Here is a 20,236-nt window from a genome sequence, read left to right as displayed (position 1 = left end):
CGACCGATTCAGACGCCGCCTCGCGTGAGCCGGATCATACTAACTAGAACAAGTTCTCAGTGTCAAAGCTCATGTTTCACTGGGCGAGACAGGCCATTTACCCTGCTCAGGGGCGGTTGTGACCCAGATCTCGCTGAAACAAGTTCTAACGGCGCTCTAACCGGCGTCCATCAGTTCGGAGGCCGAGAAGGTCCGGCCGGGGTCGCGCCCCGCGAAGTAATTCGCCAGTGTGTCCGACAGCCCCGCCGGGTCCCAGGCCTGGCCCGCGGCGCTGAACTTTCGTTCCACCGTCGGCGCGGCCATCAGCGTCACCTCGGGTCCGTAGACCACGAAAACCTGTCCGTTGACCGACGCCGACGCCGGGGACGCCAGGAACCGGACCAGGGTCACCACGTGCTCGGGCGACAGCGGGTCGATCTCGCCTTCGGCTACCTTCGCTTCACCGAACACATCGGCGGTCATCGCGGTGCGGGCCCGCGGGCAGATCGCGTTGGCGGTGACGCCGTAGCGGCTCAGCGCCCGGCTCGCCGACAGCGTCAGCGCGGTGATCCCCGCCTTGGCCGCGCCGTAGTTGGCCTGTCCGACCGGACCCATCAGGCCGGCCTCCGAGGAGGTGTTGACGATCCGGCCATAAACAGTCCCGCCGGTCCCTTCAGCCTCCTTGGCCTTCTGGCGCCAATAGGCGGCCGCGTTACGGGTCAGCAGGAAGTGTCCGCGCAGGTGCACCGCGATCACGGCGTCGAAGTCGTCGTCGGACATGTTGAACAGCATCCGGTCCCGGGTGATCCCGGCGTTGTTGACGACGATGCTCAGCCCGCCCAGGCCGTCGGCGGTGCTCACCAGGTCATCGGCGGTGGAGCGCTGGCTGATGTCACCGGCCACCGGAACACCTTTGCCGCCGGCGGCGGCGATCTGGTCGATCACGTCGGAGGATTCCAGCGCCGGCGCGATGTCGTTGACGACCACGGTCGCACCGGAGCGGGCCAGCCCGATCGCCTCCGCCCGGCCCAACCCGGCGGCGGCGCCGGTCACCACGGCGACCTTTCCGGACAGATCGGCCGCGTTGTCGTTCGCGCTCATGTACGCCACTCCTCCTCGTCGCCGGCGCGCTGCATCGTCGCCTGCGGTTATGAATACCTCTAGTTGCCTGTGGCTGGGAGGCTAGTCCTCGACCCGGCGCAGTGCGGCCCGCGGGCACTCGGCGATGGCCTGCATGGCATGGGCTTCGCGGTCGGCCGGGACTGGTGCCATCTTGACGACAGCCTGCTCGTCATCGTTCAGATCGAAGAGGTCGGGGTCGATTCCGACGCAAATCGCGTTGCCCTCGCAACGATCCAGATCCACCTCAACTCGCATGACATCTCCTGTAAAAACCCTGCGCCGGACGGACATTTCCGCCCGTCATTGTCCGCTACTGTCACCCTACGATCCAACAGCTCGCGCACGCATCGAGCTAGGGCCGTTGGACCCCGAGACTAGAACGTGTTACAACGGGCTGTCGCCTCAGAATCCTATCGTGACACCGATCACCAGCGAAGGACTCCCCCGATGCAGATCAGCTACACGCCCGCCCAAGAAGAGCTGCGGGCCGAACTGCGGTCCTATTTCACCGGGCTGATGACCCCGGAGCGTCGTGAGGCCCTGAGTTCGACGCAGGGCGAGTACGGCACCGGCAACGTCTACCGGGAGACCGTCGCCCAAATGGGTAAGGACGGCTGGCTGACCCTGAGCTGGCCGACGGAGTACGGCGGCCAGGCGCGCTCGTCGATGGAACAGTTGATCTTCACCGACGAGGCCGCGATCGCCGGCGCCCCGGTGCCGTTTTTGACCATTAACAGCGTCGCGCCGACGATCATGGCGTTCGGCACCGAGGAGCAGAAGAAGTTCTTTCTGCCCAAGATTGCCGCCGGTGACCTGCATTTCGCGATCGGCTACTCCGAGCCGGGCGCCGGCACCGACCTGGCCTCGCTGCGCACCACCGCGGTCCGCGACGGCGACGACTACGTGATCAACGGCCAGAAGATGTGGACGTCGCTCATCGCCTATGCCGACTACGTGTGGCTGGCTGCTCGGACCAACCCGGAGGCCAAAAAACACCGCGGGATCTCGATGCTGATTGTTCCGACCACGGCCGAGGGCTTCTCCTGGACACCGGTGCACACCATGGCCGGCCCGGACACCAGCGCCACCTATTACCAGGACGTGCGGGTGCCGGTGACCAGCCTGGTCGGTGAGGAGAACGCGGGCTGGAAGCTGGTGACCAACCAGCTCAACCACGAGCGGGTTGCCTTGGTGTCGGCGCAGCCGATCTTCTTGGCGCTCGACGAGGTCCGCGACTGGGCGCAGAACACCAAAGACGCCCACGGCAACCGGATCATCGACTCGCAGTGGGTGCAGCTCAACCTGGCCCGGGTGCTCGCCAAGGCCGAGGTGCTCAAGCTCTACAACTGGGAGCTGGCATCCGCGACCGACGCTGCTCCCTCGCCGGCGGACGCCTCGGCGGCCAAGGTCTTCGGCACCGAGCTGGCCACCGAGGCCTACCGGCTGCTGATGGAGGTGCTCGGTACCGCGGCTACGGTGCGCCAGGACTCCCCCGGCGCACTGCTGCGCGGCCGGGTGGAGCGGATGCACCGAGCGTGTTTGATCCTGACGTTCGGCGGCGGCACCAACGAGGTGCAGCGCGACATCATCGGCATGGTGGCCCTGGGCTTGCCCCGCAACCGCTGATCTGACACTCACAGGACTTGGAGGCAAGCACTCATGGACTTCACCACCACCGAAGCGGCCGACGACCTTTCGGGTCTGGTCGGCACCATCGTGGATGCGGTGTGCACCCCGGAGCACCAGCGTGAGCTGGACGGGCTGGAGCAGCGCTTCGACAGCGGGCTGTGGCGCAAGCTCATCGACGCCGACGTCGTGTCCAGTGCCGCGAGCGAGGCGCTGGGCGGCGGTGGGTTCGGCGTCTTGGAGCAGGCGGCGATCCTGACCGCTCTGGGCCGCCAACTGGCCGCGGTGCCCTACCTGGAGTCGGTGGTGCTGGGCGCGGAGACGCTGGCCAAGTTCGGCTCCGCGCAGTTGCAGCAGGACTGGGGCGCACCGGCCGTGGCCGGGGAGAAGATCCTCACCGCCGCACTCGACGGCGACATGGGTGAGGGCCCGGTGCGGGCTGCCGCGACCGCCGCGGGCTTCCGGCTCACCGGCTCCCGCACCCAGGTCGCGTTCGCCCCGGTGGCCGACGCCTTCCTGGTGCCGGCCGAAACCGATTCCGGGACCAGCGTTTTCCTGGTTGCCGCGACGGACCCCGGCGTGACGGTGACGCCGTTGGCGACCACCGGCCTGGGCAGCGTCGGGCACCTGGAGCTGTCCGGGACCGAGCTGGAGGCGGGCCGCCTCGTCGGCGGAGCCGAAGTGCTCGACCACCTGACCAGCCTGTCGGCGCTGGGCCACAGCGCCTACCAGCTGGGGGTGCTGGAGCGCGGCCTGATCCTGACCGCCGAATACGCCCGCGAGCGCGAACAGTTCGACAAGCCGATCGGCAGCTTCCAGGCCGTGTCACAGCGGCTGGCCGACGGCTACATCGACGTCAAGGGGCTGCGCCTCACCCTGACCCAGGCGGCCTGGCGGGTCGGCGAAGGACTGCCGGCCGCGAGCCAGGTGGCCACGGCCGCCTTCTGGGCCGCCGAGGCCGGGCATCGGGTGGCGCACAGCATCGTCCACATCCACGGCGGGGTCGGCATCGACATCGACCACCCGATCCACCGCTACTTCCTGGCCGCCAAGCAGACCGAGTTCGCACTCGGCGGCGCCACCGGGCAGCTGTTGACGATCGGGCGCGAGCTGGCCGAGACCCCGGTCTAGGCGACTCAGCGGTGCAGCGCTTCCCCAAACGTCACCTTGAATCCGGGGATGTCCGTCAACGGCATGGTGGCGTCGTAGGTGCGCTGGTAGCCGGTGGAGCTGATCTTCCAGCCATCGGCGGTGCGCCGGTAGGTGTCGTGGTAGAACGCGGCACCGATCAGCATCAGGTTGTAGTCGGGAATGATCACCCGGTCCTGCAGGTACCAGATTCCGGTCGCGTTGTCGGGGCCGGTCAAGGTGATCTCGGGGTGGTTGACCCGGTGCTCGCTGATGATCGTTGCCGGCAGCGAGGAACGCATGAACTCCACCAGCGATTCGCGGTCGGTGAAGCTGTGGTCGCTGCCCATCGACTTGCCGTAGTCGGCGGTGACGTCCTCGGCCAGCGTGGTCGCGAAGTCGTCCCAATGTTTGGTGTCCAGCGCACGCAGGTAGCGGTACTTGACCTGTTTGATGGCGTCGATGGCGGCAATGGCGTCGATATCAGTCACCGCCCTATTGCAGCACTAATCTGACCCCCATGTCAGCACCGGCCCTCATCGACGAACAGTCCACCGTCACAGCACTGCTGGGCCCCCTGGCTGAGGTGGACGACCGCGGCGTGTATTTCGAGGACTCGTTCGTCAGCTGGCGACACCACATCGCGGCGGGAGCGGCGCTGGGTGCTGCGCTTCGGGCCCGCCTCGACCCGGCCAAGCCGCCGCACGTCGGTGTGCTGCTGGGCAACACCCCGTTCTTCTCGACGGTGCTGGTGGCGGCTGCGCTGACCGGCCTGGTCCCGGTCGGCTTGAACCCCACCCGGCGAGGAGCAGCACTGGAGCGCGACGTGGCCCACGCCGATTGCCAGCTGGTATTGACAGACCACAGCACCGACGCGTCTGTCCCGGGCGCGGTCGACGTCGAATCCGCTTCCTGGGAAGCGGAACTGGCCGCGTACGCCGGTGCTCCGGTGACGTTCCGCGACGCCGACCCCGACGACCTGTTCATGCTGATCTTCACCTCCGGCACCAGCGGTGACCCGAAGGCGGTGCGGTGCACCCAGTGGAAGGCGGCCTTCCCGGGCCTGCTGCTCTCGCAGCGGTTCGGGCTGGGCCCCTCGGACGTCTGCTACCTGTCGATGCCCCTGTTCCACTCCAACGCCGTGATGGCTGGTTGGTCGGTGGCAGTGGCCGCGGGCGCGTCAATCGCCTTGCGGCGCAAGTTTTCTGCATCCGGGTTCATCCCCGACGTACGGCGTTTCGGGGCGACCTACGCCAACTACGTGGGCAAGCCGCTGTCCTATGTGCTGGCCACTCCGCCGCAACCCGACGACGCCGATAATCCGCTTCGGCTGCTGTACGGCAACGAAGGTGCGCCGCGGGATCTGGAACGGTTCGCGGACCGGTTCGGCTGTGTGGTGGTCGACGCCTTCGGCTCCACCGAGGGCGGAGTGGCGATCGCGCGCACCCCGGACACCCCAGCCGGTGCGCTGGGCCCACTGGTCGACGGGAACGCGATCATCGACGTCGAGACCGGAGGGGAATGCCCACCCGGCGTGGTGGGCGAGCTGGTGAACACCAGCGGGCGCGGCCAGTTCCGCGGCTATTATCGCGATCCCGACGCAGAGGCCGCACGGATGGCCGGCGGTATCTACCACACCGGCGACCTGGCCTACCGCGACGAAGCCGGCTACGCCTACTTCGCCGGCCGGTTGGGTGATTGGATGCGGGTGGACGGCGAGAACCTGGGCACCGCGCCGATCGAGCGGGTCCTGTTGCGCCACAACGATGTCGCCCAGGTCGCGGTGTATCCGATCCCCGACCCTGCGGTGGGCGATCAGGTGATGGCTGCACTGGTCCTGGCGTCTGGGGTGTCGTTCGATCCTGCGGACTTTCGGGCGTTCTTGGCCGAGCAGCCCGATCTGGGGCCCAAACAATGGCCGTCGTACGTCCGCGTGGCCGCCGAGCTGCCGCGCACCGAGACGTTCAAGGTGCTCAAGCGGGTGTTGTCGGCCGAGGGTGTGGAGTGCGGTGATCCGGTGTTCCGGATCTCCCGGTAGTCCGAGACCTCTCCTGCCCCATCAGCCTCTGCGGACAAGGGTGTGTTGTGGTCGATTTGGATAGCGCAGGTGATATCGGGAGCTTCGATGCCGGCTGTCACAAGATCGCACCGGCCGACCCGCCCGCCGCGCCACCACCGATCTGGCCGCCCGGCGCGCAATACTGAGGCAATGCCCGCAGCCCGCCGAGCACTCATCGCGGCCCTGACCGTCGTCGCAACCCTGGCCCTCGCTTCCCCCGCCGCGGCCGAACCACTGCAGGCCGGCTTCGCCCGGCTGGCCACCACCATCCCGGCCAACGTCGGCATCGCCTATGCCCCGGTCGGCCAAAACAGTGCCGGCACGCTCGGCAACCTGCAGAACGGCGTCGCCTGGTCGACCATCAAGGTCCCGCTGGCGATCGCGGCGATTCACGCCAACCGTCCGAACGCACAGGACCTGGCCGCCCGGGCCGTCACCGCCTCGGACAACGACGCCGCCGAGAAGTTGTGGTCCGAGCTCGGACCGGCGCCCCAGGCCGCCCAGCAGGTGCAGGCCGTGCTGCGCGCCGGCGGCGACGTCGGCACCGCGGTCGAATCCCGGCGGCTGCGCCCGGAATTCAGTGCGTTCGGCCAGACCCAGTGGCCGCTGGCCCGCCAGGCCGTGTTCGCCGCCCACCTGCCATGCATGGGTGTGGCCGCACCCGTCTACAGCCTGATGAACAACACGATCCCCAACCAGCGGTGGGGACTGGCCAGCATCGGCGCCCCGACCAAGGGCGGCTGGGGTCCCGGCCCGGGCGGGGGCTATCTGGTGCGGCAGTTCGGCGTGGTGGGCACACCCCACGGCCAGTTGGCGGTGGCGCTGGCCGCCGAACCGAAAGACGGCAGCTTCGATTCCGGGGTGGCGGCGCTCAACCAGATGACCGACTGGCTCAAAGCCAATGCCGCCCAGCTACCGGGTGGCCGCTGCGCGGGGTAGGTTGGCGGCTAAGCACTTACCCGCGAGTAGGAGATTGCCATGTCCGCTCCGTCCGCCGCAGACTTCGACCGGCTGCGCGCCCTGGTCGCCATCGAGGACATCGACGCCCGGCAGTCGAAGACCATCGACGAGGTCTTCACCGGCAAAGCCCTGACCACCATCCCGATCGGGACCGCCGATGACGTCACGGCGGCCTTCGCCAAGGCCCGTGCCGCACAGCAGCAGTGGGCCGCCCGCAACGTCAAGGAGCGCTGCGCGATCATCGAGCGCTACCGCGACCTGGTGATCGCCAACCGGGACTTCTTGATGGACGTCGCCCAGGCCGAGACCGGTAAGGCTCGGTCGGCGGCCCAGGAGGAGATCGTCGACATCATGCTCAACGCGCGCTACTACGCGCGCCAGGCCGCCAAGTTGCTGGCCTCCAAGCGGGTGCAGGGGCTGCTGCCCGGCATCGTCAAGACCGTGGTCAACCACCATCCCAAGGGCGTCGTCGGGGTCATCTCGCCGTGGAATTACCCGATGACGCTGTCGATTTCAGATGCCATCCCGGCTTTGCTGGCCGGTAACGCGGTGGTGGTGAAACCGGACAGCCAGACCCCGTACTGCACGCTGGCCAATGCGGAGCTGCTGTATCAGGCCGGGTTGCCGCGTGAGCTGTTCGCGGTGGTGCCCGGTCCGGGGTCGGTGGTCGGCACGGCGATCGTGCAGCAGTGCGACTACCTGATGTTCACCGGCTCCAGCGCCACCGGCCGCTCACTGGCCGAACAGTGCGGCGCCCGGCTGATCGGGTTCTCCGCGGAGCTGGGCGGCAAGAACCCGATGATCGTCACCAAGGGCGCGAATCTGACCGAGGTCGCCAAGGCCGCCACCCGCGCCTGCTTCTCCAACGCCGGGCAGCTGTGCATCTCCATCGAGCGGATCTACGTCGAGCGGGAGATCGCCGACGAGTTCGCCGCGAAGTTCGCCGAACAGGTGCGTGCCATGAAGCTCTCGAGCGCCTACGACTTCTCCGCCGACATGGGCAGCCTGATCTCCGAAGACCAGATCAAAACCATCTCCAACCATGTCGACGACGCAAAGGCCAAGGGCGCCAAGGTTATCGCTGGCGGAAACGCCCGCCCCGACATCGGGCCGCTGTTCTTCGAACCCACGGTGCTGACCGACGTCACCGACGAGATGGAGTGCGGCCGAAACGAGACGTTCGGCCCGGTGGTCTCCATCTACCCGGTCGACAGCATCGATGAGGCGATCGCACGGGCCAACGACACCGAATATGGGCTCAACGCCAGCGTGTGGGCCGCGAGCAAGGCCCAGGGCGAGGCGATCGCCGCCCGCATCAAGTCCGGCACCGTCAACGTCGACGAAGGCTATGCGCTGGCCTTCGGCAGCACCGCGGCACCGATGGGCGGAATGAAAGCCTCCGGGGTGGGCCGGCGCCACGGCGCCGACGGCATTCTGAAGTACACCGAGTCGCAGACGGTCTCAACCGCCCGGGTGCTGAATCTGGACCCCCCGCTGGGGATTTCGGGTCCGTTGTGGCAGAAGCTGCTGACCCCGATGATCCGGGCGGTGCAGGCGCTACCTGGCCGGTAGCGCTCAGCGCCGACCTGTCCGGGCTTTTCCCCGGTTAGCGGCCCCCTCCAGTGCGGCCAGCGCCGGCTCGATCGCGTCTGCCATCTCGTCGATGTCATCGGCGACCTCCGTGGTGGTCACGAACCCGAAGTCGAGGTGGTCGCGGTAGGAGAAGCACGTGATGTTCAGCGCCACGTCCATGACCGGCGGGCCCAGCGGCACCAGCGATTCCAGTTCCGCTCCGGCCATGTAGAGCGGGAAGGGCGGCCCCGGCACGTTGGAGACGACGAGGTTGATCGGGGCCAACCGATTCGAGAGCCCGGTCGCGGTGTAGGCGCGCGCGGCGAGCTGCAGTAGTCCGGGCGGGGTGGTGTCGGTGAGTCCCATGATCTGATGTGCCGACAGCGCCTTGGCCATCTGCTTGGCGCTCTGGGTGTTCTCGTGAATCATCTTGAGCCGGTGGTTCGGCCCCTCGATGTCGGTGGCCAACGACACCGTCATCGAACTGACCTTGTTGCCCACCTCGCCCTGGCTGTCCTCGGTGCGGGTCGACACCGGGATCTGGGCGACCAGCGGCTTGTCGGGCAGTTCGCCCCGCTTGATCAGATAGTCCCGGGCGGCGCCGGCGACCATGGCGAGCACCACGTCGTTGAGCTTCACGCCGTAGGCGTCCTTGACGGCCTTGACGCGAGCGAGTTCGACTCGGGCACCGGTGATTCGCCGATGCGGGGACACGCTGGCGTTGAACCGGGTTACCGGAGCGTCGAAATAGCGTGGCGGCTTGCGCGTCAAGCCCAGCCCGATGGTGGCGATCTGCTGGCGGACGGTCTGTTGCAGCAACCGCCCGACCCGAAACGGCGTCATCACCGCGACATTGACCAGCGCACCGACCGCCCGGCGCTCGAAGCTGGGCATTCCTACTCCGGCCAGCGATCCGACCGCCTCCGGCTGCGGCGGACGCGGTTCCCGGGTGACGTCCAGCATGATCTCGGACAACCCGGCCCCGGACACGCCGTCGACGATCGCGTGGTGCATTTTCGTCAGCGTCGCGACCCGGCCGCCTTCGACCCCCTCGATCACCCACACTTCCCACAGCGGCCGGGAGCGGTCCAGCTTGTAGGACATCAGCCGGCCCACCAACTCTTCGACTTCGCGGCGCCCGCCCGGGGCGGGCACGCCGATGCGGCGCACATGAAAGTCGATGTCGAGCTCGTCGTCCTCGATGAACCACGGCCGGTCCAGTCCCAGTCGGGCGCCGCTGACCCGCCACCGCAGCTGGGGCAGTTGCGGTAGCCGCTCGATCAGTAGTTGACGAACCAGCTCAAAGCTGTAGTTCGGCGCCTTGCTGGGATCCAGGATCGCCAGACCACCGATGTGCATGTGCCAGCCGGCCGTTTCGGCCGACCAGAACGCCGCGTCGACGCCCGAAAGTCGCTGCATCGCCCGAGAGTAGCCCCGCGACCCCGGTCCCCGGATGCGGATCGCCGGGAATCGCACTGTGGGCCCTCACACGTGCTTGGCGTGCACCTCGTCGGCCGGGCGGGCTTCGGTCTGCTCTTTGGCCCAGCGGTAGTCGGGCTTGCCGGCGGGCGAACGCTTGACCTCGTCGACGAACCACAGGCTGCGTGGCACCTTGTAGCCGGCGATCTCGGTGCGCGCGCAGGTGTTGATCTCCTCCAACGACGGCCGGGCATTCGGGCGCGCCTGCACCACCGCGGCGACGTGCTGGCCGTAGCGGGGGTCGGGCACCCCGACCACCAGGGCGTCGAACACGTCCGGGTGGGTCTTGAGGGCGGCCTCGACCTCCTCGGGGTAGATCTTCTCGCCGCCGGAGTTGATCGACACCGAACCGCGGCCGAGCATGGTCACGGAGCCGTCGGCCTCGACCTGCGCGAAGTCGCCCGGGATGGCGTAGCGCACCCCGTTGATGGTGCGGAACGTTTCGGCCGTCTTCTTCTCGTCCTTGTAGTAGCCGACCGGGATGTGGCCGCGCTTGGCGATGATGCCCCGCACGCCGGAGCCGGGCTGGACCTCGTTGCCGTCCTCGTCGAGCACCACGGTGGTCTTGTCGATGGTGACCCGGGGCCCGCCGGTGTGCGCTTCGCCCTTGGCGACGATGCTGGTGCCGCCGAAACCGGTCTCACTCGACCCGATCGAGTCGGTGATGATCCGGTTGGGCAGCAGCTCCAGCAGCTTCTCCTTGATGCTCGGGCTGAACAGCGCCGCGGTGGAGGCCAGCAGGAACAGCGAGGACAGATCGTATTCGTGACCGTCCTTTTGGGCGGCCAGCAGCGCGTCCAGCAGCGGACGCGCCATCGCGTCCCCGGTGAAGAACAGCAGGTTCACCTTGTGGTCGTGGATGGTGCGCCACACCTGATCGGCGTCGAATTCCGGTGCCAGCACCACGGTTTGGCCGCTGAACAGCGACATCCAGGTCGCCGACTGGGTGGCGCCGTGGATCATCGGCGGTATCGGGTGACGGATCATCGGCGCGTTGGCCGAGGCCTGCTTGGCCAGGTCGTACTCGTCGGCGATCGGCTCACCGGTGGCGAAGTCGGTGCCGCCGAACAACACCCGGTAGATGTCCTCGTGACGCCACATCACGCCCTTGGGGAACCCGGTGGTGCCGCCGGTGTAGAGCAGGTAGATGTCGTCGGCGCTGCGCGGCCCGAAGTCGCGCTCGGGCGAGCCCTGCGCCAGCGCCTTTTCGAACTCCACCCCGCCGTAGCGGGCGAAGTCGCCGTCGCTGCCGTCCTCGACCACGAGGATGGTCTTGACCTTGGGGGTGTCGGGCAGCACGTTGGCGACCCGGTCGGCGTACTGGCGCTCGTGCACCAGCGCGACCATGTCGGAGTTGTCGAACAGGTAGCGCAGCTCGCCCTCGACGTAGCGGAAGTTGACGTTGACCAGGATGGCGCCGGCCTTGATGATGCCGAGCATCGCAACGACGATCTCGTTGCGGTTGCGGCAGTACAGGCCGACCTTGTCGTCCTTCTTGACGCCCTGGTCGATCAGGTAGTGGGCCAGCCGGTTGGCCTTCTCCTCCAGCTGCCCATAGGTCAGCTGCTCGTCCCCACAGATCAGGGCAACCCGATCCGGAACGGCGTCGATGGCGTGTTCGGCGAGATCCGCGATGTTGAGAGCCACAACACACAAACTAGAACGTGTTACATTTCGTTTTCAAGTCGAGGTCCCCACCCGGAAAGGCGGACGCCGGTGAGCGAGTCGTCACAAGAGCCCCACGCCCTGGTTGAACAGCGCGGACACACGCTGATCGTCACGCTCAACCGGCCGGAGTCCCGCAACGCCTTGAGCGGCGAAATGCTGGCGATCATGGTCGAGGCCTGGGACCGGGTGGACAACGACGACGAGATCCGCTCGTGCATTCTGACCGGCGCCGGCGGCTACTTCTGCGCGGGTATGGACCTCAAGGCGGCCAACAAGAAGGCGCCCGGCGACTCCTTCAAGGACGGAAGCTACGACCCGTCGCGTATCGACGGCCTGCTCAAGGGCCGACGGCTGACCAAGCCGCTGATCGCCGCGGTGGAGGGCCCGGCGATCGCCGGGGGCACCGAGATCCTGCAGGGCACCGACATCCGCATCGCCGGCCAGAGCGCCAAGTTCGGCATCTCCGAGGCCAAGTGGAGCCTGTATCCGATGGGCGGCTCCGCGGTGCGGCTGGTCCGCCAGATTCCGTACACGATGGCGTGCGATCTGCTGTTCACCGGCCGGCACATCACCGCCGCCGAGGCGTTGGAGATGGGCTTGATCGGCCACGTGGTGCCGGACGGGGAGGCGCTGACCAAGGCACTGGAGATCGCTGAGCAGATCAACAACAACGGTCCGCTGGCGGTGCAGGCGATGCTGCGCACCATTCACGAGACCGAGGGCATGCACGAGAACGACGCCTTCAAGCTCGACACCCAGATCGGGATCAAGGTGTTCTTGAGCGAGGACGCCAAGGAAGGGCCCCGCGCGTTCGCCGAGAAGCGCAAACCCGAGTTCAAGAACCGGTAACCACTGCTAACCCCTAACACCCGCGAGCAGACGCGAAAGCCCCCATATCGGGGCGAAATTGGGCGCTTTTACGTCTGTTCGGCGTAAGGAGTCCCATGCAAATCGCGGTCACCGGCGGCACCGGCTACCTCGGCGCCCACACCGTTAAGACGCTGCTGGAAGCCGGGCATTCGGTGCGGCTGCTGGTCGCGCCGGGCTGCGGCTCCGAGCCCGTCATTCCGCGGTTGCGCGAGCTGGGCACGCTGGAGGTGCTCGACGGCGACATCCGCGACGCCGACGTCGTCGGGCGGCTGTTGGACGGCTGCGACTCTGTGCTGCACGCCGCCGGGGTGGTCGGCACCAATGACCGCCTCGAAAAGCTGATGTGGGACATCAACGCCCACGCCACCGAGGCGATCCTGACCCGAGCGGTGGCCGCCGGCCTGGATCCGGTGGTGTCGGTCAGCAGCTACAGCGCGCTGTTTCCGCCGCCCAACGGTGTCATCGGACCCGACTCGCCCACCGTGCCCGGGCGCAGCGCCTACGCCCGCACCAAGGCCTACGGCGAGCGGGTGGCCCGCCGGCTGCAAGACGAGGGTGCACCGGTGGTGGTCACCTACCCGTCCAGCGTGGTCGGGCCCGCGTACTGGACCGCGCCCGGTGTCACCGAGCGGGGCTGGGCGCCGATCGTGCGCTATCGGGTGGCGCCGGTGGTGCGCGGCGGGATGGCGATGGTCGACGTCCGCGACGTCGGTCTGGTGCACGAGGCGCTGATGCGGCCGGGCCGCGGCCCGCACCGCTACCTGTGCGGCGGGATCATGGTCGGATTCGACGAGATGATCGCCGCGGTGGAGCATGGCATCGGCAAGCCGGTCCGGCGAATTCGAGTGGCCCCCAGCGCATTCAAGGGCATCGGCCGGGTCAGCGACCTGGCGAGTCGGTTGCTGCCGCTGCCCGAGTCCCTGAGCTACGAGGCGGCCTGGCTGCTGACTTCGGCTACGCCGACCGACGATTCGGCGACCTTGGCCGATCTGGGCCTGGCGTGGCGTTCGCCGGTGGACGCAATTGTGGAGTCGCTGCGAGCTCTCCTCCCCTCCTCGTCGAACGTGTAACCACTGCGAAAATCCGGCGGGATTTTCGCAACCAGTACACGTTCGGCGCGTGTGTCAGTGCTCGTTGGCAGGCTTCCGCCATGGCGACACCGTTCCTGGGCAGCGAGGCCGTCCGAAGCGGCCGGTTGACGCCGTACGCCTTGCGGAGCCGATTCGTCGCGATCCATCCGGACGTTTATGTTCCAGCCGGTACTCGACCCACCGCGGTATTGCGGGCTCAAGCCGCATGGCTGTGGTCGCGGCGACGTGGCGTCGTCGCGGGCCAGTCGGCCGCCGCATTGCACGGGGCGAAATGGGTCGATGATCACGCACCGGCGGAGCTGCTCTACGACTGTCGCCGGCCACCCAAACACATCCACTCCTGGTCGGACCGCGTCGGCGAAGACGAGGTGCAGCTGATCGGCGGCATACCGGTGACATCGCCGGCTCGCACCGCATTGGACCTGGCCTGCCGCTATCCCCAGGACAAGGCCGTCGCGGCCATCGATGCCCTCGGGCAGGCCACCGACCTCAAGATCACCGACGTCGAGTTGCTGGCCGAACGATACCGGGGACGCCGCGGGATCTGTGATGCCCGGATCGCGCTGCCGCTCGTCGACACCGGTTCTGACTCACCACGGGAATCCCGGCTGCGACTGTTTCTCATTCGATCCGGCTACCCACCGCCGCAGACACAGATCCCGGTTTACGACGAATGGCAGCAGCTTGTCGCGGTCCTGGACATGGGCTGGGAGGAGATCATGGTCGGCCTCGACTATGAAGGCGAACATCACCGCACCGATCCACGGCGCTTCAACCAAGACATCCGACGCCACGAGACGGTGACGAGGCTCGGCTGGATCGACCTGCGGATCACCCTCGAAGACACCGACGGCGGCATCCTCGGCCGGGTCGCGGACGCCTGGGGGCGACGAGCGTGTACTCCCAGCGATTTTCGGGCGCGCTTTTCGCGCTGAGTACACGCTCGGCTACGCCAGTACCCTCGCGGTCGGCGTGAACACCACCGGCATGGACTCCGGACCGGACACGAAGTTCGCCGGACGCAGCGGCACCTCGGCTCCCTCGGCCAGGCGCAGATCCGGCAGCCGCTGCAGCACCCGCTCGGTCATCAGCGAAAGCTCCAGCCTGGCCAGCTGGTTACCCATGCAGAAGTGGGTGCCGAAACCGAACGCGAGATGACTGTTGGGGTTTCGCTGGATGTCGAATCGATCCGGTTCGTCGAACACCGCCTCGTCGAAGTTCGCCGATTCGAACAGCAGCATGATCTTCTCGCCCTGGTGAAGCGCGGTGCCGTAGAAGTCGGTGTCGGCGGTCAGCGTGCGGCACATGTTCTTGACCGGCGCGGTCCAGCGCAGCATCTCCTCGATGGCCCCGGGCAGCAGGCTCGCGTCGGCGCGCAGTATGTCCCACTGATCGCGGTGGCGCAGCATTGCCTCGGTTCCGCCGGACAGGGTGTGCCGGGTGGTCTCGTCGCCGCCGATCAGAATCAGCAGGGTCTCGAAGATGATCTCGTCATCGGACATCACCGCGCCGTCCACCTCGGCGTTGACCAGGACCGAGAACAGGTCATCGGTGGGTTCGGCCCGGCGTTTGACGATGATGTCGCGGGTGAATTCGGTCCAGCCGGCGAACGCTTCCATGACCGCCTGGAACGTCGCCGATGCCGGATCCAGGTGCGAGCTCTGCCCCGCCACCAAGTCGTCGGACCACTTCAACAGCTTCGAGCGATCTTCGGGCAGGACGCCGAGCATGTCGCCGATCACCGCCATCGGCAGCGGCGCTGCGATATCGCGGACAAAGTCGCACTGCCCCCGCTCGCAGACCGCGTCGATCAACCTGTCACAGAGTTCCCCGATGGACGGCAGCTGGGCATGCACCCGCTTGCGGGTGAAGCCGGCGTTGACCAATTTGCGGCGCACCAGGTGTTCCGGGTCGTCCATGTCGATCATGTAGGGCATGCCCGGCTGGTCGGGCCGGATGCCGCCGGTGCTGGAAAACAGTTCGGGGCTGCGCTCGGCATCGATCACCGCGGCGTAGCTGGCCGCAGCGGCCTGCCCGTTACGGTCCCGGAACACCGGCTCATGCGCGCGCATCCACTTGTAGGCGGCGCGCGCCCCGCCGTCGGAGTAGAAGGTGCCGTCGGTCAGATCGACGTCGGGCTTGGTCGTCGGCTTCACATCGGCCATTACCTCGGTCATCAGCGTCCTCCGGATTACAGTGGGCGTCATGGCTCTTTCGCAGCACACCATCGCTGGCACTGTGCTTACCATGCCCGTCCGCATCCGTCAGGCAGATGTGCATAGCGCGATGTTCTCGGTTCCGGCCAACGCAGCACAGGCGATGATCGACTACAGCGGCCTGCAGGTCTTCCAGCACCGACCGGGGCAGGCCGTGGTCAACCTGATGCTGGCCCGCTACATCGACGGCGATCTCGGTAAGTACCACGAATTCGGGACCGCGGTGATGATCAACCCGCCGGGCTCGTCTGCTAGCGGTTGGCGTGCGCTGGGTTCTGCCGGCGCGTTCATCCACCATCTGCCGGTGGACCAGGCGTTCACCCTAGAAGCCGGACGGACCATCTGGGGTTTCCCGAAGATCATGGCGGACTTCACCGTTCGCGACGGAAAGCAGCTGGGTTTCGACGCCGCCGCCGACGGCCAACACATCGCTACCATGGAATTCGGGCGCGGGCTGCCGGTGCCGAGTCTTTTCACCTCCCGGCCACGCACGCTGCGGGCCTACAGTCACCTCGACGGTGTCACTCGCGAGATTCCTTGGGAGATGCGTATTTCCGGAGTTCGTGGGGCGTTGGGCGGTACGACGCTGCGGCTCGGCAGCCACCCGTACGCCCGTGAGCTGGCCGCGTTGGGGCTGCCGAAGCGGCCGATGATGTCATCAACGGTCGGGCGGGTTGAGATGACGTTCGGCGATCCCGACGTGATCAACCGCTAGCGGAGTCTGTCGCCGGTGATCGGCGGTGGAGGCGGTGGTCCGGCAACGTCGAATCCGTGTGCAGCAAGCCATTTGGAAGCGTCGTCATTGCTGCCCGCAACGTCGAGCAACTGTTGGATGACGCCGATGATTTTCCCCACCGCGGCACGACTGGCCCCAGCGGCGTCGTTGTTGACCCGGTCCTTAACAGCGTTGAGCTGAGTGAGCTTGCCATGAACCGGTAAGGCAGAGACCGCAGCTGCGTTGCAGGCTTGGTCGCCAGCTTCGCAGATTTCGGCAAGCCGGGCCCGCAGGTGGGTGACCGCGGCAGCGGCGGTCGTCCACGCTTGCTTCTTGTCCGCGGACCTCAGGTGGGCGGGGCAGGCCACCACAAACCGATCAACATCCACCTGAACGGCCTGGAGTCAGGGAGGTCAGTCACCGCACAACTCCCGCATCACACCATTCTTGGTGTTAGAGTCATTTACTGCATCTTGGTATTGCTGAGTGGTTGACATGCCTCTTGTCGCTAGCGCTGCGGTAGTTTGATAAGCATTCGCAAGGTTGTTGGCGGCGTCACCGTACTTACGGTCTAGCGCAGGGTTAGCGGCTGCCGCTTCAAGAATTACGGCGCCATTAGTCATGGAGATCCGCGCCAGCGCTATATCGCCATCGCCTTCAGGCCCTGTCTCTACATGCAAAGCGCGAGATGCCAGCCTGTATCGGTCACACATAGCAGTTCTCGCCTCAGCCTTCTGCGCGGCCGTATACGTCGGAGTTGAACCAGAACCCGAACGGGTGAGCGCCACGATCAACGCCGCTGCAGCTAGGACTACGGCCACGCCGGCCAGCGTCACTGTCAGCCAGTTGCGGGATCGGACTGGTGCGGGCGGTGCGGGCCAGGGCTGTGTCATGGTCACTTCACGGATGGTAACTCCGAGTGCCGATTCTTCGCTTACATCATCGTTTCCCAAATGCGGCCACAGGTCCAAACAATGGGCCGTCGTACTGCGACTGCCCTGGCCGCCCGCAGTCGAGGAGACCGGCGACAAACGCACTCGTAGACCATCGCAAACTGAATTGACGCCGAAGGGCCGCCCTGTCAGGGTTGATAATGTCCGATCTGAGAGGGGTTCGGGATGTTCGTCGATCCGGCGATGCCGCGGTCAGGGGCGGTGGATGCGCGCGACGCCAGCGAACACGCCCATGCCGGGGCGGCCCGGCTGAACCAAACCGCCGTGGCATCAAACATTTTCGGAGGGCTCGGCGCCGCAGACGTCTTCCGCAACGCGATCTCCGCAGCGCACACCGAGCACATCACCACCCTCACCGTCCACCGCCGGACCCTGGCCGAAGTCGGCGACAAGGCCCACCATGCCGCGCGCGAGTTCACCGGTATGGATCAGCACAACGCGGCCCAGCTTCGTGCGGTGCGGTGCAACTCCAGCACATAAACCTGGCGCTGTTGATCGAAGCCGCCGGCGGTGACCCGTGGCAGGTCAACAACACCGTGCAAAGCGGTAATCCGGCCGCCGTCGACGAGTTGGCGCAGGCCTTTCACGACGCCGGGTCATGTACCGCCGAATCCAGTGCCGCGTTTGCCCAAGCCCGCCAACGATTCCAGGCCGCCTGGAACCGCGAGAACGGCGAACACCCCATCAACGACTCGGCCGAAGTGCAGCGCGCCACCAGCAGCTTGCATCTGCAACAAACCCAACTCACCGCGATCGGCACCGATCTGGAATCCATCGCCGCTGCGCTCGCCGAGGCCCAGAAGTCCGCGGCCGCGAAGATCCACGCCCTCGAGATCCAGCTTCAAGACATCGACAACCGCATCGGGATGTACCAGCAGGCTGACCTGGACACCTCCGAGCTGGAACAGATAGCGATCGATGACACCGCCGGCATCCCGCATCAGATCGAAAAGCTCCGCGACGACTACGCCGGGATACTTCAAGCTTCGACGACCAAGCTGCTGTCCCATGGCTATGACGCAGAACCGCTGCGCGGGCCCCTGGACCCCGCCCCGACCGCTCCGGCCGACCAGTCCGCATTCGAGGAGCTCTTGCGCGCCAACGACCAAGCGGTACTCGATGCGATGGCCCGGGTGCGGGCCGCCCAAAAGGAACTCGATGACGCCGCTGCCAAGGCATATGCCCATGGCGCCGGCAGCGATGATGCTCAAGAGTCGATGAAGCGGCTGCCGGCATTGAAGAAGAACATTGCCGACGCCCTCGATGACCTGGGCAAGATCCCCGACTACTCGAGCATTGATCCCGCCTCCGTACACCTGGGTCCCGACGGCGCCGTGTCGTTCGCCTACACCCTCGAGGGCCAGAAGATGGTGGTGACGGGCACTCTCAAAAACGGCACCGGCGAGATCTACGACCAGGGCGCCGCCAGCGGTAGTAGCGCCTACTTCACCTACCGAGACGGCAAGCTGGTCGCCTCCCGGTTCCTCGACCCCGGCCGGGTCACCCCTGACGACGCGCTGCTGCAGAACGTCATCTTCACCGCGGTGGGTGCCGGACCCGCTGTCACCGCCGGCAAGGCCGGCGTCGAAGCCGGCTGGCAGGGCATGCGGTCGTTATTCGCCCGCGAAGCCCTGGAAGCCGGCGGCGGCACTGCCGCCGGCCTGAGCGCCGACAATGTGCTGCCACGGGCGATCACCCAAGCCGAAATCCGCGCTCAGGCCGCCGCCGACGATCTCGCGATTCACCATCCGGGAGTACACAGCCCGGTTACCACCAGTGGCGACCACATCCCACCGGCAATCACCCACGACCATGTCCCGCACAGCGGCCCACACGCGCCGGCCCCGGCAGCCGAAGTCCATCCGCTACCCGCGGAGTCACCGCTATTTGACGGCTACCACCCAATCGAACCCGGACCGCAATTCACCGACTCGGCCGGGCACCTGATCTACCCCAACGACAGCCTGGTCAGCAAGCCATACGCGATACCCGGCACCGTCGTCCCGGACGCGGACTTAGCCGCCGGAACCGAACTCGGACGCTTCGGCTCTGAATACGGCGGTTACATGGCTCCGGAAGGGACCCCCTTCGCGCAGTTGTCGCTGCCGCCGGAAAGCGCGACAAGGCCGTATCTTCGGTATGTCGTCGACGATCCCGCAGCGCTGCCACCCGGTTGGCACATCGAGCAGTCACAAACGGCGCCATGGTTCCACCAACCCGGTGGCGGTACACAATTCCGAATAATTAATGAATTCGGAGATACCGGAAGTGTTGAGGAACTGATCCGTTCCGGATTTCTGAGGAGGCAACAATAATGACAGACATGTCGCGCCTAACCCAGCATTGGCGGCGTTGGGCACCAATGTTTAGCGGCGGCAACGTGTCGGTTTCGACGACTTGTGACGACTGCCAAATCGCCTTCAGGTCCGATGATTATTCGGTCCATCTGCGCCCAGAGTCTTCTTGGTGGATAGCGGACACAGTAGATGATCGTGGCCGGCGAACGAACGGCGCGGCCAAGTTTTCGAATTTCGATCTAGCGGAGAAGTACCTGATCTGGGACTGGGGAACAACAGCGCGTCCGAGCCTTGCAGCCGGGCCATTGGGAACAGACCTCTATCGACTGGGTTACGCTCCCGGTATCAAGGTCACGCGGGTCGACCGCGGCTATGAAATCTGTTCAAACGGCGACCGGGTCATATCGTCCGCGGTGAATGCGACGATTTTCAGTCATCTAATAACGAAATCGGCAGAGGAAATTGAACAGATGGTAAGTGAGGGCGCCAATTAACGCGGTC

Annotated in this window: 19 protein-coding genes; 12 read left to right on the top strand and 7 right to left on the bottom strand. The window is 66.5% G+C overall.

The genetic code is table 11. The features are described from left to right. Positions 1-156: 156 nt before the first annotated feature. Together A5648_RS09350 and A5648_RS09345 are read right to left on the bottom strand one after the other, a co-directional pair. On the bottom strand, positions 157-1,080 hold the full coding sequence (locus A5648_RS09350; protein ID WP_065024262.1) for a 3-oxoacyl-ACP reductase: 924 nt from the start codon (positions 1,078-1,080) through the stop codon (positions 157-159). An 81-nt stretch (positions 1,081-1,161) separates the two neighbouring features. After that, on the bottom strand, positions 1,162-1,356 hold the full coding sequence (locus tag A5648_RS09345) for a ferredoxin (protein ID WP_064854212.1): 195 nt from the start codon (positions 1,354-1,356) through the stop codon (positions 1,162-1,164). A 192-nt stretch (positions 1,357-1,548) separates the two neighbouring features. Between A5648_RS09345 and A5648_RS09340 the strand changes: the two genes are divergently transcribed. Together A5648_RS09340 and A5648_RS09335 are read left to right on the top strand one after the other, a co-directional pair. After that, on the top strand, positions 1,549-2,727 hold the full coding sequence (locus tag A5648_RS09340) for an acyl-CoA dehydrogenase family protein (RefSeq protein ID WP_065024261.1): 1,179 nt from the start codon (positions 1,549-1,551) through the stop codon (positions 2,725-2,727). 33 nt (positions 2,728-2,760) lie between these two features. Further along, on the top strand, positions 2,761-3,858 hold the full coding sequence (locus tag A5648_RS09335) for an acyl-CoA dehydrogenase family protein (protein WP_065024260.1): 1,098 nt from the start codon (positions 2,761-2,763) through the stop codon (positions 3,856-3,858). Between the two features lie 5 nt (positions 3,859-3,863). Here the strand turns inward: A5648_RS09335 and A5648_RS09330 are convergent, their stop codons facing one another. Further along, complete coding sequence (locus tag A5648_RS09330) at positions 3,864-4,346, bottom strand: nuclear transport factor 2 family protein (RefSeq protein WP_082947074.1); 483 nt, start codon at positions 4,344-4,346, stop codon at positions 3,864-3,866. A gap of 29 nt (positions 4,347-4,375) precedes the next feature. Between A5648_RS09330 and fadD17 the strand changes: the two genes are divergently transcribed. The 3 genes from fadD17 to A5648_RS09315 all read left to right on the top strand — a co-directional run bounded on the left by fadD17 (position 4,376) and on the right by A5648_RS09315 (position 8,446). Beyond that, on the top strand, positions 4,376-5,893 hold the full coding sequence (gene fadD17 / locus A5648_RS09325; RefSeq protein WP_065024259.1) for a long-chain-fatty-acid--CoA ligase FadD17: 1,518 nt from the start codon (positions 4,376-4,378) through the stop codon (positions 5,891-5,893). Positions 5,894-6,064: 171 nt separating this feature from the next. Then, on the top strand, positions 6,065-6,853 hold the full coding sequence (locus tag A5648_RS09320) for a hypothetical protein (protein ID WP_234787376.1): 789 nt from the start codon (positions 6,065-6,067) through the stop codon (positions 6,851-6,853). A gap of 39 nt (positions 6,854-6,892) precedes the next feature. Continuing rightward, positions 6,893-8,446, top strand: a complete 1,554-nt coding sequence (locus A5648_RS09315; RefSeq protein WP_065024258.1) for a succinic semialdehyde dehydrogenase — start codon at positions 6,893-6,895, stop codon at positions 8,444-8,446. A 3-nt stretch (positions 8,447-8,449) separates the two neighbouring features. Here A5648_RS09315 and A5648_RS09310 read toward each other — a convergent pair whose 3' ends face one another. Then, positions 8,450-9,865, bottom strand: a complete 1,416-nt coding sequence (locus tag A5648_RS09310) for a WS/DGAT/MGAT family O-acyltransferase (protein WP_065024257.1) — start codon at positions 9,863-9,865, stop codon at positions 8,450-8,452. A 66-nt stretch (positions 9,866-9,931) separates the two neighbouring features. Further along, positions 9,932-11,581 carry an acyl-CoA synthetase gene (locus A5648_RS09305; protein WP_207511630.1) on the bottom strand — a complete coding sequence of 550 codons (1,650 nt, stop codon included), beginning with the start codon at positions 11,579-11,581 and terminating at the stop codon, positions 9,932-9,934. Positions 11,582-11,641: 60 nt separating this feature from the next. Between A5648_RS09305 and A5648_RS09300 the strand changes: the two genes are divergently transcribed. The 3 genes from A5648_RS09300 (at position 11,642) to A5648_RS09290 (ending at position 14,489) form a co-directional block, all read left to right on the top strand. Next, positions 11,642-12,442, top strand: coding sequence for a crotonase/enoyl-CoA hydratase family protein (locus A5648_RS09300; RefSeq protein ID WP_065024255.1), 801 nt, complete (start codon positions 11,642-11,644; stop codon positions 12,440-12,442). A 95-nt stretch (positions 12,443-12,537) separates the two neighbouring features. Beyond that, positions 12,538-13,533 (top strand): NAD-dependent epimerase/dehydratase family protein, encoded by a 996-nt coding sequence (locus A5648_RS09295; protein ID WP_065024254.1) that lies wholly within the window; start codon positions 12,538-12,540, stop codon positions 13,531-13,533. An 80-nt stretch (positions 13,534-13,613) separates the two neighbouring features. Further along, positions 13,614-14,489, top strand: coding sequence for a hypothetical protein (locus tag A5648_RS09290; protein WP_065024253.1), 876 nt, complete (start codon positions 13,614-13,616; stop codon positions 14,487-14,489). Positions 14,490-14,501: 12 nt separating this feature from the next. Here the strand turns inward: A5648_RS09290 and A5648_RS09285 are convergent, their stop codons facing one another. Then, a complete protein-coding gene (locus A5648_RS09285) occupies positions 14,502-15,719 on the bottom strand; it encodes a cytochrome P450 (protein ID WP_065024290.1) in 1,218 nt (405 codons plus the stop codon). A 40-nt stretch (positions 15,720-15,759) separates the two neighbouring features. On the opposite strand from A5648_RS09285, the gene A5648_RS09280 reads away from it, so the two are divergent. After that, complete coding sequence (locus A5648_RS09280; RefSeq protein ID WP_109470737.1) at positions 15,760-16,485, top strand: acetoacetate decarboxylase family protein; 726 nt, start codon at positions 15,760-15,762, stop codon at positions 16,483-16,485. On the opposite strand, the gene A5648_RS23750 is transcribed toward A5648_RS09280, so the two are convergent. Beyond that, positions 16,482-16,874 carry a hypothetical protein gene (locus tag A5648_RS23750; RefSeq protein ID WP_131810543.1) on the bottom strand — a complete coding sequence of 131 codons (393 nt, stop codon included), beginning with the start codon at positions 16,872-16,874 and terminating at the stop codon, positions 16,482-16,484. The two genes, A5648_RS09280 and A5648_RS23750, sit on opposite strands and share 4 nt — an antisense overlap. Positions 16,875-17,603: 729 nt before the next feature. Between A5648_RS23750 and A5648_RS09275 the strand changes: the two genes are divergently transcribed. From A5648_RS09275 to A5648_RS24575, 3 genes are read left to right on the top strand one after another with little or no spacing between them, the layout of a single operon-like run. Then, the gene (locus A5648_RS09275) at positions 17,604-17,918 is read left to right on the top strand and encodes a DUF2563 family protein (RefSeq protein ID WP_065024251.1); all 315 of its coding nucleotides are present in this window, start codon (positions 17,604-17,606) and stop codon (positions 17,916-17,918) included. Next, positions 17,900-19,753, top strand: a complete 1,854-nt coding sequence (locus tag A5648_RS09270) for a TNT domain-containing protein (protein ID WP_065024250.1) — start codon at positions 17,900-17,902, stop codon at positions 19,751-19,753. Before A5648_RS09275 ends, A5648_RS09270 begins: the two co-directional genes overlap by 19 nt. Further along, a complete protein-coding gene (locus A5648_RS24575) occupies positions 19,753-20,229 on the top strand; it encodes a hypothetical protein (protein ID WP_234787375.1) in 477 nt (158 codons plus the stop codon). Before A5648_RS09270 ends, A5648_RS24575 begins: the two co-directional genes overlap by 1 nt. The last annotated feature ends 7 nt before the right edge of the window (positions 20,230-20,236 follow it).

The sequence above is a fragment of the Mycolicibacter sinensis genome, from assembly GCF_001673565.1.
Taxonomy (GTDB): Bacteria; Actinomycetota; Actinomycetes; order Mycobacteriales; family Mycobacteriaceae; genus Mycobacterium; species Mycobacterium sinense_C.
The sequence above is the reverse complement of the archived record's forward strand: the minus strand, read 5'-3'. Positions and strand labels throughout refer to the sequence as shown.

What these genes read in the sequence shown, in the direction of transcription:
- A5648_RS09335 (WP_065024260.1), top strand. Translation starts at nt 2,761, where the DNA reads ATGGACTTCACCACCACCGAAGCGGCCGACGACCTTTCGGGTCTGGTC.
- A5648_RS09295 (WP_065024254.1), top strand. Translation starts at nt 12,538, where the DNA reads ATGCAAATCGCGGTCACCGGCGGCACCGGCTACCTCGGCGCCCACACC.
- A5648_RS09290 (WP_065024253.1), top strand. Translation starts at nt 13,614, where the DNA reads ATGGCGACACCGTTCCTGGGCAGCGAGGCCGTCCGAAGCGGCCGGTTG.
- A5648_RS09280 (WP_109470737.1), top strand. Translation starts at nt 15,760, where the DNA reads ATGGCTCTTTCGCAGCACACCATCGCTGGCACTGTGCTTACCATGCCC.
- A5648_RS09310 (WP_065024257.1), bottom strand. Translation starts at nt 9,865, where the DNA reads ATGCAGCGACTTTCGGGCGTCGACGCGGCGTTCTGGTCGGCCGAAACG.
- A5648_RS09345 (WP_064854212.1), bottom strand. Translation starts at nt 1,356, where the DNA reads ATGCGAGTTGAGGTGGATCTGGATCGTTGCGAGGGCAACGCGATTTGC.
- A5648_RS09275 (WP_065024251.1), top strand. Translation starts at nt 17,604, where the DNA reads ATGTTCGTCGATCCGGCGATGCCGCGGTCAGGGGCGGTGGATGCGCGC.
- fadD17 (WP_065024259.1), top strand. Translation starts at nt 4,376, where the DNA reads ATGTCAGCACCGGCCCTCATCGACGAACAGTCCACCGTCACAGCACTG.
- A5648_RS09315 (WP_065024258.1), top strand. Translation starts at nt 6,893, where the DNA reads ATGTCCGCTCCGTCCGCCGCAGACTTCGACCGGCTGCGCGCCCTGGTC.
- A5648_RS24575 (WP_234787375.1), top strand. Translation starts at nt 19,753, where the DNA reads ATGACAGACATGTCGCGCCTAACCCAGCATTGGCGGCGTTGGGCACCA.
- A5648_RS09285 (WP_065024290.1), bottom strand. Translation starts at nt 15,719, where the DNA reads ATGGCCGATGTGAAGCCGACGACCAAGCCCGACGTCGATCTGACCGAC.
- A5648_RS09350 (WP_065024262.1), bottom strand. Translation starts at nt 1,080, where the DNA reads ATGAGCGCGAACGACAACGCGGCCGATCTGTCCGGAAAGGTCGCCGTG.
- A5648_RS09340 (WP_065024261.1), top strand. Translation starts at nt 1,549, where the DNA reads ATGCAGATCAGCTACACGCCCGCCCAAGAAGAGCTGCGGGCCGAACTG.
- A5648_RS09320 (WP_234787376.1), top strand. Translation starts at nt 6,065, where the DNA reads ATGCCCGCAGCCCGCCGAGCACTCATCGCGGCCCTGACCGTCGTCGCA.